The 15,120-nt window shown below is 72.3% G+C and carries 12 protein-coding genes and 1 rRNA gene; 5 read left to right on the forward strand and 8 right to left on the reverse strand.

Going from position 1 to position 15,120, the window contains the following annotated elements; genetic code table 11:
- Positions 1-10: 10 nt before the first annotated feature.
- From ACWD1U_RS28840 to mtnA, 7 genes are all read right to left on the reverse strand, one after another.
- Entirely contained in the window at positions 11-757 is a 747-nt protein-coding gene (locus ACWD1U_RS28840; protein WP_425951957.1) for a response regulator, read from the reverse strand.
- Between the two features lie 207 nt (positions 758-964).
- Complete coding sequence (gene hpf / locus ACWD1U_RS28845) at positions 965-1,663, reverse strand: ribosome hibernation-promoting factor, HPF/YfiA family (protein ID WP_451111864.1); 699 nt, start codon at positions 1,661-1,663, stop codon at positions 965-967.
- 311 nt (positions 1,664-1,974) lie between these two features.
- A complete protein-coding gene (locus ACWD1U_RS28850; RefSeq protein WP_451111865.1) occupies positions 1,975-2,883 on the reverse strand; it encodes a ComF family protein in 909 nt (302 codons plus the stop codon).
- A 269-nt stretch (positions 2,884-3,152) separates the two neighbouring features.
- Positions 3,153-4,988 carry an LpqB family beta-propeller domain-containing protein gene (locus ACWD1U_RS28855; protein WP_451111867.1) on the reverse strand — a complete coding sequence of 612 codons (1,836 nt, stop codon included), beginning with the start codon at positions 4,986-4,988 and terminating at the stop codon, positions 3,153-3,155.
- Complete coding sequence (gene mtrB, locus ACWD1U_RS28860) at positions 4,978-7,176, reverse strand: MtrAB system histidine kinase MtrB (protein ID WP_451111869.1); 2,199 nt, start codon at positions 7,174-7,176, stop codon at positions 4,978-4,980. The genes ACWD1U_RS28855 and mtrB overlap by 11 nt, the downstream gene beginning before the upstream one ends.
- 1 nt (position 7,177) lies before the next feature.
- Positions 7,178-7,867, reverse strand: a complete 690-nt coding sequence (gene mtrA / locus ACWD1U_RS28865) for a two-component system response regulator MtrA (RefSeq protein ID WP_009188938.1) — start codon at positions 7,865-7,867, stop codon at positions 7,178-7,180.
- A gap of 186 nt (positions 7,868-8,053) precedes the next feature.
- Entirely contained in the window at positions 8,054-9,199 is a 1,146-nt protein-coding gene (mtnA, locus tag ACWD1U_RS28870; RefSeq protein ID WP_451111870.1) for an S-methyl-5-thioribose-1-phosphate isomerase, read from the reverse strand.
- 140 nt (positions 9,200-9,339) lie between these two features.
- Between mtnA and ACWD1U_RS28875 the strand changes: the two genes are divergently transcribed.
- The 5 genes from ACWD1U_RS28875 to ACWD1U_RS28895 are packed head-to-tail and all read left to right on the forward strand — an operon-like array spanning position 9,340 to position 14,947.
- Positions 9,340-10,683, forward strand: coding sequence for a glycerophosphoryl diester phosphodiesterase membrane domain-containing protein (locus ACWD1U_RS28875; protein ID WP_451111872.1), 1,344 nt, complete (start codon positions 9,340-9,342; stop codon positions 10,681-10,683).
- Between the two features lie 4 nt (positions 10,684-10,687).
- Positions 10,688-11,455, forward strand: coding sequence for a DUF4129 domain-containing protein (locus ACWD1U_RS28880; protein WP_451111873.1), 768 nt, complete (start codon positions 10,688-10,690; stop codon positions 11,453-11,455).
- Positions 11,452-12,648: a DUF4350 domain-containing protein gene (locus tag ACWD1U_RS28885; RefSeq protein WP_451111875.1), complete on the forward strand. Its 1,197-nt coding sequence runs from the start codon at positions 11,452-11,454 to the stop codon at positions 12,646-12,648. Before ACWD1U_RS28880 ends, ACWD1U_RS28885 begins: the two co-directional genes overlap by 4 nt.
- Entirely contained in the window at positions 12,648-13,637 is a 990-nt protein-coding gene (locus ACWD1U_RS28890; RefSeq protein WP_451111886.1) for an AAA family ATPase, read from the forward strand. Before ACWD1U_RS28885 ends, ACWD1U_RS28890 begins: the two co-directional genes overlap by 1 nt.
- Complete coding sequence (locus ACWD1U_RS28895) at positions 13,637-14,947, forward strand: DUF58 domain-containing protein (protein ID WP_451111877.1); 1,311 nt, start codon at positions 13,637-13,639, stop codon at positions 14,945-14,947. Before ACWD1U_RS28890 ends, ACWD1U_RS28895 begins: the two co-directional genes overlap by 1 nt.
- Positions 14,948-15,028: 81 nt before the next feature.
- Here the strand turns inward: ACWD1U_RS28895 and rrf are convergent.
- Positions 15,029-15,120, reverse strand: a 5S ribosomal RNA gene (gene rrf, locus ACWD1U_RS28900); the annotation flags it as partial.

Below are 15,120 nucleotides of genomic sequence, written 5' to 3' on the forward strand. Positions count from 1 at the left end.
TGACTGACCGTCAGCGGATCTCGAGGATCTTCTCCCGCATCGCGTACACCACGGCCTCCATCCTGGAGTGCAGCTGCAGCTTCTCCAGGATGTTGCGCACGTGGTTCTTCACGGTGTTCTCGGAGATGAACAACTCCTTGGCGATGTCCCGGTTGTTCATGCCCGTCGCGACGAGCTTGAGGACTTCGAGTTCGCGGTCCGTGAGGCGCGGGGCGGGCACCAGCCGGCGCTCGTCGGTGCGCTGGATCATCGACTTGAACTCGGTGAGGAGTTTCGACGCCATGGACGGGCTGATCTGCGACTGCCCGTCGGCGACCGCGCGAATGGCGGTGGCCACCTCGTCCGTGGAGATCTCCTTGAGGAGGTAGCCGGTCGCGCCCGCCTTGATGGCGTCGTAGAGATCGGCTTCCTCGTCGCTGATCGTCAGCATGATGATCTTCGCGCTGGGTGCCACCTCCTTGATGGAGGTGCACGCTTCGATGCCGCCGCGCTTGGGCATCCGCACGTCCATCAGGACGATGTCGGGCAGCAGGTCGGCGGCCTTCTCGACGGCCTCCGCTCCGTCGCCCGCCTCCCCGACGACCTGGATGTCCTCCTCGGCCGCGAGCACGATCTCCAGGCCACGGCGGAACAGGGCGTGGTCGTCCACCACAAGAACTCTGATCGGTTCCTTGCGTGGAGTCTCCGTGTCCGGGCCCATGCCGACGACGCCGTCGTGGGCATCCCCGTCACGCATCGGTCCGAAGCTGTCCGCCATCGTTCCTCCCCCTGAGGCTTTGGCCTGTGGTCCTGAGCCATCGCCAACCCAGAGCAACGACCCACCGGTTGGGCCGTAACCACCATGATTTCATGCCCGGACGGCGCCGGGGTGACGGAGCGGGGCGCGAAGTGGTCGCACAGGGGTGCCCCTGGGGGCGCACGCGCGCTCCAGGGGCACCTGCTCCGCTGCTGTCACCCGGCACGGTCAGCCGCCGAGCGCACCGCCGGCCTCGGGGGAGTGCGCCTGGGTGACCATCGTGTCCGTCCTGAGGTGGATCACGCCGTAGTCGTAGGCGTGCCGTCGGTAGACGACACTCGGTTCCTTGGTCTCGGAGTCGACGAACAGATAGAAGTCGTGCCCGACCAGCTCCATCTCGTAGAGAGCCTGGTCGAGGGTCATGGGTGCTGCGACGTGGGTCTTCTCGCGGACGACGATGGGGCCGTCACCCTGCACTTCCAGCGAGCCGATCTTCTTCGTGGGGACAGCTTCTTCCGGCTCCTCTTCCGCAGCCGGAACCAGGCCGTTTCCGTTGAGCGTCGCCACACCCGGGACGTGGTCGGCGACCTCCGCGGCCGAGATCCGGCGCGCGCCACGGCGCGAGTACCGCTTGTCGTGCTGCCTGCGCAGCCGGGCTTCCAGCTTTTCCGCCGCCAGGTCGAGCGCCGCGTACGGATCGCTCGCCGCTGCCTCAGCCCGGATCACCGGACCGCGGGAGCGCAGCGTGATCTCCACTCGGTCACAGCGGTCGGCCTGCCTGGGGTTGGGCTCCTTGGACACCTCGACGTCGAGGCTGATCACCTTGCCATCGAGCTTCTGGATCTTCTCCAGCTTCAGCTTCTCGGCCACGTGCTTCCGGAACCGCTCGGGCACCTCGGTCTTGCGGCCCTTGACGACGATGTCCACGCAGAACTCCGTTCCCGGATCACTCCGCTTCGGTGCGGAGCGTCTCCCTTTTGCACCAGGTTCCGGTGAGCCCCGGAACCTCGGACTCGGTGACTTCCACCTCCTCCCCCGTGGGCGAGAACTCCACTCCACCGTCGCGAGTGATGAAGAGAATCCCGCGGCACGGCATTCGGATTGAAGAGGTGTGGCCTGCGGCTTTCCCTCTCAACCGAACATATCTCGCCCGGACGGATGTCGTCACCCTCTACTGCGGCGTACCTCCGTTCAGGTGAATAGGTCCTCTCGCTACCTGCAACGACACAAGATCTCAGTCAGTTCCGGTTTATTTCGAAAGAGTCCGGTGATGCCGCGACCACTGCCGCGCACACCACGTCAACGACTCCGCCGGCGTCGTTCGCGCCCGCGATTCCCTGCCGGCCGGGCCGCCGGCCCGTCCTCTCCCACCTTGATCCGACGTTCTGTTCCTCTCTGCTTTCCCACGTCTCTCCCCCGTACACGGCCGCAGTGCCGGCAGCGTTCGGAATCGGCCCCCTTTCCGGCCCGTCCGCGACCGCGCGCACGGCACGCGCGGCCTCCGCCAGGGACGCCCCGGTGGTCATCACGTCGTCGACGAGGACGACCTGTCCCCCGGAGAGCAACCGGGCACCTCCGGGCGCCACCGCCAGCGCGCCCTCGAGATTGTCCAGCCGCTGCCGGGAGTTGAGCCCCGACTGGTCGGCCACGGCCCGCCGCTGCCGCAGCACCCCGAGCACCCGGGCCGGCACCCCGGCCCGCCGCAGCTCGCCCGCCGCCGCGAGCGCGATCCGCCGGGCCGGATCGTGCCCCCGGGCCCGCACGGCCCGCCGCCCGGACGGCACGGGCACGAGCAGCACAGGAGCTCCGCCGCCCCCGGACCACCCCACCCCGGCCCCCGCCCGGCCCGGGGCCCGCCGCAGCCCCGCCCGCACGGCCCCCGCCAGGGCGACTCCGAGCGGACCGGCGAGCGCCAGCGCACCGCGTTCCTTGTGGGCCAGCAGCGTCGCCCGGACCTCGTCCGCGTACCGGGCCGCCGCGTGCACCACCGGCAGACCGGGCGGCTCCGGCACCGGCCGCACCCGACGTGCCCCGGCTCCGCTCAGCGCCGAACGGCACCGCGCGCACAGCACCGCACGACGCGCCCCGCAGCCCCCGCACTCACCTGGCAGCACCAGGTCTCCGAGCTCCTGCCACCACCCCCGCATGGCCACCACTCTGCCGACCCGGGCCCGGCCCTGCCACCCCTGGGGAAAACGGCCTGTGGACAACTCACGGCAAGGCGCCCCAGCCCTCCCCCACACGGGCGACGCCCTGCCCGTACGCCCCCACGCCCACCCTTCGATCCACAGGGGCGGCAGTGCCCCACCAGCCCGCTCCACACACGCAGCGGCCGCTGCTGCCGAGGTCGCCCCGGCAGCAGCGGCCGCTTCGACCGGCGCACCCCGGGCCCGACCGGCCGCGGGGCGCCCACACCTCACCCCGGATAGACCGGCGCGGTCCCCTCCGTCACCTTCTGCCACTGCGCGCCCGAAGGCAGCTGGACGATGCCGTCCACCGAGTACGCGACCAGCGGCAGCTGATCGTCCTGGGAGGCGGTGACCTCCTTGACGCCGGACAGCGCCGCAGGCGCCGGCACGTCCGGCGTGGAGCCGTCGACCTGGACGTATCGCATCTGCTCCACGCCCCCGTGCTCGCGGCCGACCACGACGAGCCGGCTGTCCCCGGCCCACGACATGGTGGTGACCTTCTCCCACTCCGGGGTGGCCGAGCGGAGTTCGACCACCCGGACAGCCGGCTGCCCGCCCGGCTTCTCTTCCCGCTCGATCAGCCCGATGAGCAGGGTCTTCTTGCCGCCCTTCTCCACGACGAGCGCGATCCGCACCCCGTCCGCGGCCACCCGGACGGACTGGATCCGCCCGTCCAGATGCGGCGTGCGCACCTCCACCGGATCGCCCTTGCCCTCCTCGAGCAGGAGCAGCCGGGGATGGTCCGGGTCGCGGTCGGCCACCCACAGGCCGTCGTCGGCGTCCCAGCTCGGCGTCGTCAGCCGGTCCGTCTCGCTCGGGCCCTCGCTGCGCAGCACCGGATCGCCCAGCGACCCGCCCGAGACCAGCGACCCCACGTACAGCGACTTGCCGTCGAGACTGACACCGGCCGCGGTGTGCTCGTCGCGCGAGACCGCCACCGACCGCAGTGCCGTGTCGCCCTCGCCGAGCGCCCCCGGCGCCGGGTCCGGGTCCGGGTCGGTGCTGCTGTCGCCCGCGGGGATCCGTACGAGCCGATGCTTGCCGTCGAGGAAGTACAGGGAGTCGGGGGGCCGCGCCGAGCTGCGGAACGCCACCGCGTCGGCCGCGCCCTGCGTGAGGGAGCACAGCTCCGCCCCGCCGGCCCGCATCTCGACCTCGTCCACCGCGGGGCTGAGGTTGCGCAGCGTGAAGAGCAGCTGGGCCGCCATCTCCTGGCACCGGTTGGTGCCGATGCCCGCGGCCTTGTCGTTGAGCGGGACCGTCAGCCTGTTCCGGTCGTCGGGCGTCAGCGCGCCGGCGCCCTTCGCCAGTGCCGTCCCCGCCGGGAAGCTCGACCGGACCACCGGCCCGATCCACCGCGTCGGCCCGCCGAGCAGGGAGTTCACCATCTGCGTCATGGGCTCCACCCGCCGGCGCACATACACGGGGTCGGCGACCACGGTGGGCTGCGAGTCCGCACGGGCCGCCACGGTGTTCGACGCGAAGTAGTACTTGTTGACGGACATGTAGTTGCGCTGGAAGTCCGACTCGCCCATGACGACGCCCTGCGGCAGCGCGTCGATCCGCCACTGCCGCTTGTCGTCCCGCGTCAGGTGCACGGTCCTGCCGTACTCCCCGGTCGCCGGCGCGTACGACTGCTGGGCGTCCACGGTGGCCACCTTGGTGCCGGTCAGCATGTACGAGATCTCACCGGTGTCCTCCCGGCCGTCCGCACCGACGGCCTTGGCGCCGGGCCCGTCCGTCAGCACCGTGGCGGACAGCTCGGGCCGCCACGTCTTCGCGGCGTCACCGGTCAGGTACTGGCGTGCCGTCTTGTAGTGCGGATCGTCGCTGGTGAGCGCCTCCAGGAAGCCCTGCACGATCTCCGAGGGCGCCGCGTCCTCCCTCGGCGGCACGGCGAACACCCGCACCTGGGTCTCCTGACGCGGAGTGGACTCCACGTCCCGCAGATCCCCGCTGTCCGGCATCGAGGCGCACCCCGCCAGCACCAGAACTCCACCGGCGGCGTACGCCATCACACGCGCGTGCCTGCGCCGGCCGCGCCCCTCGCGGTCAGCGCCCACGAAATGCCTCCCCTTGACTGTGCGCATCTCCCTGCTCGGTCTCCCTGCCCGGGTCTGCGGCTCCGTCGTCCCTGTCCGCGTCCCGCGGCCCGTTCACGCGGTCCCGGGCGGTCCCGGGAGGGGTGCTCGCCACGCCGTCGCCGGACGTCGCCACCGCGCCCCGGCCCCGATCCGGCTCCTGGGGCGCGGCGGGATCGTCGTGCCGCCGCGCCCCCGAGGCGGGCCTGGGCACCACACGAGAACCGTTGCCGGGCAGGGCCGTCGGGTCGGCTGTGGGCGGCACTGCGGCCGCCCGCGGCGGTATCGGATCCCGCTTCGCCCCCGGCGGCACGGACCCGCTCGCCGGCTGGGCCGGTACGGTGGCCCGCTTCTCGCCGTCCCCGCCACCGGACGGCAGACCGGCGTCGTCGAGCCCCCGGTTCCGCCGTGAGTCCTTGGGCTCCAGCGGTATCGGGGAGCCCCGCAGCGGCTCGTCCGCGGTCCTGGGCAGCGTCAGCCGGAACTGCGAGCCGCCGCCCGGCTCGCCCCACGCCTGCAGCCAGCCGCCGTGCAGCCGCGCGTCCTCCAGAGCGATGGACAACCCCAGCCCCGTACCGCCGGTTGTACGCGCGCGTGCCGGGTCGGCCCGCCAGAAACGGCTGAACACGCGGGTCGCCTCACCCGGCTTGAGCCCGACCCCGTAGTCCCGCACCGCGACGGCGACGGCACCGCCGGCCGCGGCGAGCTTGACGACGACGTCGTTGCCCTCGCCGTGCTCGACGGCGTTGACGACGAGGTTGCGCAGCACGCGTTCCACGCGCCGGGCGTCGGCCTCGGCGACGACGGGCTGCTGGTCGCCCAGGACGCGGATCCGCGTGCCCTTGCGCTCCGCGAGCGGCTCGGCCCCGCTGACCACCCGCCGGACGACGTCCCTGAGGTCTATCGGCTCCGCCTCCAGCGCCGCGGCGCCCGCATCGAACCGGCTGATCTCCAGCAGGTCCGCGAGCAGCGACTCGAACCGGTCCAGCTGGTCGGCGAGCAGCTCCGCCGACCGCGCGGTGACCGGGTCGAAGTCCTCGCGCGCCTCGTGGATGACGTCCGCGGCCATCCGTACGGTCGTCAGCGGCGTCCGCAGCTCGTGCGACACGTCCGACACGAACCGGCGCTGCATCCGCGACAGGTCCTCCAGCTGGCTGATCTTCAGCTGGAGGTTCTGCGCCATCTTGTTGAAGGCCTCACCGAGCCGCGCGATGTCGTCCTCGCCGGTGACCTTCATACGCTCCTGGAGCCGCCCGGCCGACAGCCGCTCCGCGATCCCCGCGGCCATCCGCACCGGCGTGACCACCTGGCGCACGACGAGCCAGGCGATGGCCCCGAGCAGGACGACCACGAACAGCCCGGCCGTCGCCAGGGTGCCCTTGACCAGGCTCAGCGACTTCTCCTCCTGGGTGAGCGGGAAGAGGTAGTAGAGCTGGTACGGGTCGCCGTTGGGGTCGTTGACCTGCTTGCCGATGGCCAGGCCCGGCTGGGAGTCCTTGGTCGCGTTGTTGTAGGTGATGCGGGTGTAGCTCTGCGCGGCCGTCGTACTGCGGCCGATCCGCTCGCGCAGGTCAGCGGGCACGCTCCTGCTCCAGTCCACCTCTCCGGAGGCACGCTGGCCACGGCCGCCCGCGCCGTCCTCGTCGGAGGCCGGGAGCGTCACCACTTCGAAGGCGCCTTGACCCCCGCTGGACAGCGAGGACACGAGGTCGCTCATCCACTCGGTGACGTTCTGCGCGGGACGCCCGTCCACCGTGGCGACGTCGTCGCCGGTCCCGCTCGCCGCCTCGTCGGCACGCTGCTTGGCCACCGCGAAGCCACCCGTGGCCTGGCTCTGGGATGCCTTGACCTTGGCATCCAGCAGGCCGTTGCGCACCTGTCCGATGACGACGAAGCCGAGCAGCAGGACCACGCCCAGCGACATCAGCAGTGTGGTGACGACGACCTTGAGCTGGATGTTGCGCCGCCACAGCCGCATGACCGGCAGCAGAGGCCGGCGCACCCACCGCATGAAGAGGCGGATGACCGGGCTGCCCTGTACTCCGCCCTGGAGCAGCAGCCCGCTCTCCAGGAACCGTCCCCAGCGGGAACCGGGCTTCTTCGGTCCGACAGGCCGCCCCGGGCGGGCCCCGGACCGGCCGGGCGCCGAAGCGGCACTGTCGCCGGGCATGTCAGCTCGGTCCTGCCTTGTACCCGACACCACGGACGGTCACCACGATCTCCGGCTTCTCCGGGTCCTTCTCGACCTTGGAGCGCAGCCGCTGTACGTGCACGTTGACCAGCCGCGTGTCCGCCGCGTGCCGGTAGCCCCACACCTGCTCCAGCAGCACCTCGCGCGTGAACACCTGCCACGGCTTGCGCGCGAGCGCGACCAGCAGGTCGAACTCCAGCGGCGTCAGCGCGATCGACTGCCCGTCCCGCTTCACGGAGTGCCCGGCCACGTCGATGACCAGGTCACCGATGGCGAGCTGCTCCGGAGCCGGCTCCTCCGACCTCCTGAGCCGCGCCCGGATCCGGGCCACCAGCTCCTTCGGCTTGAACGGCTTCACGATGTAGTCGTCGGCACCTGACTCCAGGCCCACGACGACGTCCACCGTGTCGCTCTTGGCCGTGAGCATCACGATCGGCACCCCGGACTCCGCCCTGATCAGACGGCACACCTCGATACCGTCCCGGCCGGGCAGCATCAGATCGAGCAGCACCAGATCCGGCTTGGCCTCACGGAACGCGGCCAGCGCCTTGTCGCCGTCGGCCACGAAAGACGGCTCGAAACCCTCACCACGCAGCACAATGCCGAGCATCTCGGCAAGTGCGGTGTCGTCGTCGACGACAAGGACTCGTCCCTTCATAAACGACATCATCCCATTCTCATAACAGTGGCGAAGGCAGTGGTGAGGTAGGTCACCGGCCAGTGACCATAGTCGCAGCAAGCGCTACTGTCTGCCCTCGCCCGCTCCTTGTTGATCTCGACGGCGGGGCGATCCCGCCGCAGGCCGAGGGACGAGACGGCGGTTCGACCGCCCCGCCCGGTCGGACAGTCGCCCGCCTCAACCCGCCGCCCCGGGCGAGCGCGCACACACCTCGGCGAGCGCCTCGGCGGTCACCGGCGAAACGACACCCTCCTCCGTCACGATCGCCGTCACCAGCTCGGGCGGGGTCACGTCGAACGCCGGGTTGTACGCCTGCGTCCCCAGCGGTGCGATCGGAATCCCTCCGCCCGCCTCCGCGCCGAGCACCGGCACCTGCGGCGCCACCACCTCCGTCACCTCGTGCCCGGCACGCTGCTCGACCTCGATGGACGCCCCGTCCGCCGTGTCCGGATCCACCGTCGTCACCGGCGCCACCACGATGAACGGCACATGGTGGTACCGCGCCAGCACCGCCAGCGGATAGCTCCCGACCTTGTTCGCCACCGACCCGTCCGCCGTGATCCGGTCCGCCCCGATCAGCACCGCGTCCACCTCACCGGCGGCGAACAGCGATCCCGCCGCGTTGTCGGTGAGCAGCGTGTACGCCATCCCGCTGCGCGCCGCCTCGTACGCCGTGAGCCGCGCGCCCTGCAGCAGCGGACGCGTCTCGTCCACCCACAGCCGCCGCAGCCGTCCCGTGCGGTGCGCCGCGAGCGCCACCGCGAACGCCGTGCCCTCGCCGCCCGACACCAGCGAACCGGTGTTGCAGTGGGTGAGGATCCGGTGCCCGCCCCCGGGCAGCAGCTCGTCCAGCAGCGCCAGCCCGTGCTCGGCCATCCGCGCACTGGCCTCGGCGTCCTCCCGGTGCAGCTGCCGCGCCGCGGCCAGCGCCGCCGCTGCCGCCTGCTCGATGTCACCGCCCTGGGCGAGCGCCGCCTCGTGGGCAGCCTTCGCCCGGCGCACCCCGACTGCCAGATTCACCGCCGTCGGCCGGGCGCTCGCCAGCGCGTCCGCGGCCTCGTCCACGTCGAAGCCCCGCACGGCGGCGAGCGCGACGCCGTACGCCCCCGCGATGCCGAGCAGTGGTGCCCCGCGCACGGCCAGCGAGCGGATCGCCTCGACGAGCGCGGACGCGTCCGTACAGACCAGTTCGACCTCCTCGACCGGCAGCCTCGTCTGGTCGAGCAGGACCAGAATCGGGCCTTCCGGTGGCTCTTCCCAACGGATCGCCGGGATATCGGTCGGCCGCTTGTCATCGCCGCGGTACGCGTACTGATCAGCCATGCAGTCAGTCTGCCCCCTGTCGAGCGGACAATTGAAGGTACGCAGCCCATACCGCGGCCGGTCACTCCCGGACCGCCCCATGGCACGATGGCTGCCAACCTGCCGCCGCGACCGCGGACGGGCACCGTGAAGGAGCGACGATGAACGACACTCCGGGCTGGGCCTCGCCCGGATCCGCCCCGTCCGACGGGCAGAAGCCTGACGCGTCCGGCCCTGCCGAGCCCGCCGACCGCCCCGGCACCGCACAGCCCGCGGACCAGCCGGGACAGGCCCCGCAGGGCCCCGGCCCGCAGTGGTCCAAGGAACAGCCGCCACCGGCCCAGTGGTCCGCCCCCAGCGGCCCGGCCGGCCCCGGCCAGGCACCCCCGCCCCCGCCGCCCGGCCCGGGCTGGGGCACCCAGCCCCCCGGCGGATACGGGCCCGGCGGCCCCGGAGGCTACGGGCGCCCCGGTGGCCACGGCGGCTGGGGAAGCGGCTGGGGCGGCCCCCCGCCCGCCGCGAAGCCCGGCGTGATCCCGCTCCGCCCGCTGGGCGTGGGCGAGATCCTCGACGGCGCGGTCTCCACCATGCGCACCTACTGGCGCACGGTCCTGGGCATCTCGCTGACCGTCGCGGTCCTCACCCAGATCATCGTCGTCCTGTTCCAGGGCCTCGTCCTCGACGACTCCAGCACCGAAGCCCTCAACGACCCGAGCGCCAGCCTCAACGAGCTGAGCCGCGCCATGGGCGAAGCCCTGCTGAACTCCACCGTCGTCTTCGTGATCTCCCTGGTCGGCACCGTCATCGCCACCGCCCTGCTCACGACCGTGACCAGCCGCGCCGTACTCGGCAAGTCGGTGACACTCGGCGAGGCCTGGCGGGACGCCCGCCCTCAGGTCGTCAAACTGTTCGGGCTCATCTGTTTGTTGCTGCTCATCGCCGTCGGCGTCGTCGCCGTGGGCACCCTGCCCGGCATTCTCGTCGGCGTCGCCGTCAACGGCGAGGCCGGCGCCGCCCTCACCGTCCTGGGCATCATCGGCGCCGGTATCGTCGCCCTGTGGCTGATGATCCGCTTCTCCCTGGCCTCGCCCGCCCTCATGCTGGAGAAGCAGGGCATCAAGAAGGCCATGAGCCGCTCCGCGAAGCTGGTCCAGGGCACCTGGTGGCGCATCTTCGGCATCCAGCTGCTCGCCGCGATCATCGCGAACGTCGTCGCCTCGATCATCGTCCTCCCCTTCGTCCTGCTCGCCGCCGCCCTCAGCGGCGACGGCCTCACCGGCTGGCTCAACACCGGTGCCGGCAGCCTCGGCTGGACGTTCCTCATCGTCAGCGGCATCGGCTCCGTGATCGGCTCCATGATCATGTTCCCCATCACGGCGGGCGTCACCGTGCTCCTCTACATCGACCAGCGCATCCGCCGCGAGGCTCTCGACCTCGAACTGGCCCGCGCCGCCGGCGTCCAGGGCTACGGCCCCGACGCCCCCGGCACCACTCCGGGGAGCTGATGCGGTGATCCGGGCGGGGGAACTTGCCGCGACGGCGCTGCCACGCGCCGCCATACGGACGCTGCGGCGTGCCGGCGACACCGGCGTGCTGTCGTCGGCCCGCTCCGCCGACGAACCACCCGTCACCATCCCGCGCGACCCCGCGCGCGAGGCGGCCCGGCGCGAGCTGTCCAAGCGGATGTACCACGAGAACGACCCCAGCCTCTTCCAGCGCGCCCTCGACGCCTTCTGGGACTGGCTCGGCAAACTCTTCAACGCCGCCTCGGCCGCGACACCCGGCGGCGCACTCGGCGTGGTCGTCATCATCCTGGCCGTCGTCGCTGTCCTGGCCGCCCTGTGGTGGCGCCTGGGCGCCCCCCGCCGCCAACCCACCTCCTCCGCCGCGCTGTTCGACGACCGCCCCCGCAGCGCCGCCGACCACCGCGCCGGCGCCGAGGCACACGCCGCCCAGGGCCACTGGAACCAAGCCGTCCAGGAACGCATGCGCGCCCTCGTGCGCGCCCTGGAGGAACGCGCCCTCCTCGACGTCCGCCCCGGCCGCACCGCCGACGAGGCCGCCGCCGAAGCCGGCCGGGCCCTGCCCGCCCACACCGACCGACTGCGCGCCGCCGCCCGCGACTTCGACGACGTCACATACGGCGGCCGCTCGGCGACCGAGCAGGCGTACCACCGCATCGCCGAACTCGACCGCGACCTGGAACGCGCCAAGCCCCAGCTCGCGACCAGCAGCGACGGCACGGCCCCCAACACCCGCCAGGGAGCCGCCGAATGACCACCGAGGCCACGCTCCCGTCCACCTCGGCCTCGCCCACCGCCCGCCAGGTCTGGACCCGCGCGCGCGGAATCGCGCTCGCCCTCGTGGTGCTCCTCGCGGGAGTCATCGTCATCGCCGTGATCCGCTCCGACGCCCGGCACGGCGAACTCGACCCCCGCTCCGCCGACCCCAACGGCAGCCGCGCCGTCGCCGAACTTCTCGCCGACCGAGGCGTGGACACGCGCGTCGTCACCACCCTGGACGAGGCGGCCGCCGCGACCGGCCCGGACACGACCCTCCTGGTCGCCGTCCCCGACCTGCTGACCCGCGATCAGCAGTCCCGCCTGCACGACGCGTTCGCCGACTCCGGCGGCCGCACCGTCCTGGTCGCCTCCGGCAGCGCCTCCGTCGAACGGCTCGCCCCCGGCGTCACCGCCGACCCCGCCACCAGCCTCGACTCGACCCTCTCCCCCGACTGCGACCTGCCCGCCGCCCGCCGCGCAGGCACCGCCGACACGGGCGGCGTCCGCTACACCACCACCCACCTCGGCGCCGACGAGTGCTACCCCAGCGAGCGCCTGGCGACCCTGCTGCGCATCCCGGCCAAGACCGGGGACGGCGACACCGTCGTCCTCGGCGCGCCCGACATCCTCCTCAACGACCGCCTCGACGAGCAGGGCAACGCCTCCCTCGCCCTGCAACTCCTCGGCTCCCGCCCCCATCTGGTCTGGTACCTCCCCTCGCTCTCCGACGCGTCGGCCAGCGGCACCGACGGCGAACGCAGCTTCTTCGACCTGCTCCCCTCGGGCTGGCTCTGGGGCACCCTGCAACTCTTCATCGCCGCAGCCCTCGCCGCCCTCTGGCGGGCACGCCGGCTCGGCCCGCTCGTGCCCGAGAAACTTCCCGTCGCGATCCGCGCCTCCGAAACCGCCGAAGGCCGCGCCCGCCTCTACCGCAAGGCCGACGCACGCGACCGAGCGGCCCACGCTCTTCGCTCCACGACCCGCACCCGCCTCGCCCCCCTCACCGGCGTCCCCGTCACCCAGGCGCACACGCCCGAGGCCCTGCTCCCCGCCCTGTCCTCCCACCTCCACGGCGACGGACAGGACCTGCACGCCCTCCTCTTCGGACCACCGCCCAGCGACGACGCAGCACTCATCGCACTCGCCGACCGACTCGACGCCCTCGAAAGAGAGGTACGCCGTCCATGATGGACCCGACCACTGACAACGCCGGGCAGACCGGGGACCCGGGCACCGCCCGAGCCGCCCTGGAGGCCCTGCGCGCCGAGATCGCCAAGGCCGTGGTCGGCCAGGACCCCGCCGTCACCGGCCTCGTCGTCGCCCTGCTCTGCCGCGGCCACGTCCTCCTCGAAGGCGTCCCCGGCGTCGCCAAGACCCTCCTGGTCCGCGCCCTCGCCGCCGCCCTCGAACTCGACACCAAACGCGTCCAGTTCACCCCCGACCTGATGCCCAGCGACGTCACCGGCTCCCTGGTCTACGACACCCGCAGCGCCGAGTTCTCCTTCCAGCCCGGCCCGGTCTTCACCAACCTCCTCCTCGCCGACGAGATCAACCGCACGCCCCCCAAGACCCAGTCGTCCCTCCTGGAAGCCATGGAGGAACGCCAGGTCACCGTCGACGGCACCCCCCGCCCGCTCCCCGATCCGTTCCTGGTCGCCGCGACCCAGAACCCGGTCGAGTACGAGGGCACCTACCCCCTCCCGGAAGCCCAGCTGGACCGCTTCCTCCTCAAACTCACCATCCCCCTCCCTTCCCGCCAGGACGAGATCGACGTCCTCACCCGCCACGCCGAGGGCTTCAACCCACGCGACCTGCACGCCGCCGGCGTACGCCGGGTAGCGGGTCCGGCCGACCTGGAGGCAGCCCGCGCCGCCGTCGCCAAGACGACCATCTCCCCGGAAATCACCGCCTACGTCGTCGACATCTGCCGCGCCACCCGCGAGTCGCCGTCCCTCACCCTCGGCGTCTCCCCCCGAGGGGCCACGGCCCTCCTGGCCACCGCCCGCGCCTGGGCATGGCTGACCGGCCGCGACTACGTCATCCCGGACGACGTGAAGGCCCTCGCCCTCCCCACCCTGCGCCACCGCGTCCAGCTCCGCCCGGAGGCCGAAATGGAAGGCGTTACAGCCGACTCCGTCATCAACGCGATCCTCGCCCACGTCCCCGTCCCGCGCTGATGGCACTCACCGGACGCGCCGCCCTCCTCGCGGCCCTGGGCTCCCTTCCCGTCGGCATCTGGGAGCCCGGCTGGACGGGCATCCTGGCGGTCAACGCACCCTTGGTCGTGGCCTGCGCCTGCGACTTCGCCCTGGCCGCCCCCGTGCGCCGCCTGGGCCTGACCCGTTCCGGCGACACCTCCGTACGCCTGGGGGACACGGCGGACGTCACCCTCACGATCACCAACCCTTCCCGCCGCCCCCTCCGCGCCCGGCTCCGCGACGCCTGGCCCCCCAGCAGCTGGCGGCAGGGCACGGAATCCGCGGCCTCCCGCCACAGCCTCACGATCCCCCCGGGCGAACGCCGCCGCGTGACGACCCGCCTCCACCCCACCCGCCGCGGCGACCGCCAGGCCGACCGGGTCACCATCCGCTCGTACGGCCCTCTCGGCCTCTTCGCCCGCCAAGGCACTCACAGTGCCCCTTGGACGGTACGCGTCCTGCCCCCGTTCGCCAGCCGCAAGCACCTGCCCTCGAAGCTCGCCCGCCTGCGCGAACTGGACGGCCGCACCAGCGTCCTCACCCGCGGCGAAGGCACGGAGTTCGACAGCCTGCGCGAGTACGTCCCCGGCGACGACACCCGTTCCATCGACTGGCGCGCCACAGCCCGCCAGACCACGGTCGCCGTCCGCACCTGGCGCCCCGAACGCGACCGCCACATTTCCCTGGTCCTCGACACCGGCCGCACCTCCGCCGGCCGCGTGGGCGACGCCCCCCGCCTGGACGCCTCCATGGACGCGGCCCTGCTCCTCGCAGCGCTCGCCTCCCGCGCCGGCGACCGCGTCGACCTCCTCGCCTACGACCGCAAGGTCCGCGCCCTCGTCCAGGGCCGCACGGCAGGTGACGTCCTCCCGTCCCTGGTCAACGCGATGGCCACACTCGAGCCGGAGCTGGTCGAAACCGACGCACGAGGGCTCACAGCCACAGCACTCCGCACCTCCCCCCGGCGCTCCCTGATCGTCCTGTTGACCACCCTGGACGCGGCTCCCGTCGAAGAGGGACTGCTCCCGGTCCTGAGCCGGCTCACCCAGCGTCACTCGGTGCTGCTGGCATCGGTGGCAGACCCCCACATCTCGGAAATGGCCAAGGCCCGCGGCAACGCCGACGCCGTCTACGAGGCCGCAGCAGCGGCCCAAGCCCAGTCCGAGCGCCACCGCACGGCAGAACAACTCCGCCGTCACGGCGTCACGGTCGTGGACGCCACACCGGACGACTTGGCGCCGGCATTGGCGGACGCGTACTTGGCATTGAAGGCGGCCGGACGTCTCTGACCGGTTCGCGTTTAGGACCCGAAAGGGGCCTAAACGCAGAAAACCCCCGCATCATTCGATGCGGGGGTTTTCCCAATAATTGTTCGGCGGCGTCCTACTCTCCCACAGGGTCCCCCCTGCAGTACCATCGGCGCTGTAAGGCTTAGCTTCCGGGTTCGGAATGTAACCGGGCG

This window comes from Streptomyces sp. NPDC002788 (genome assembly GCF_053592115.1).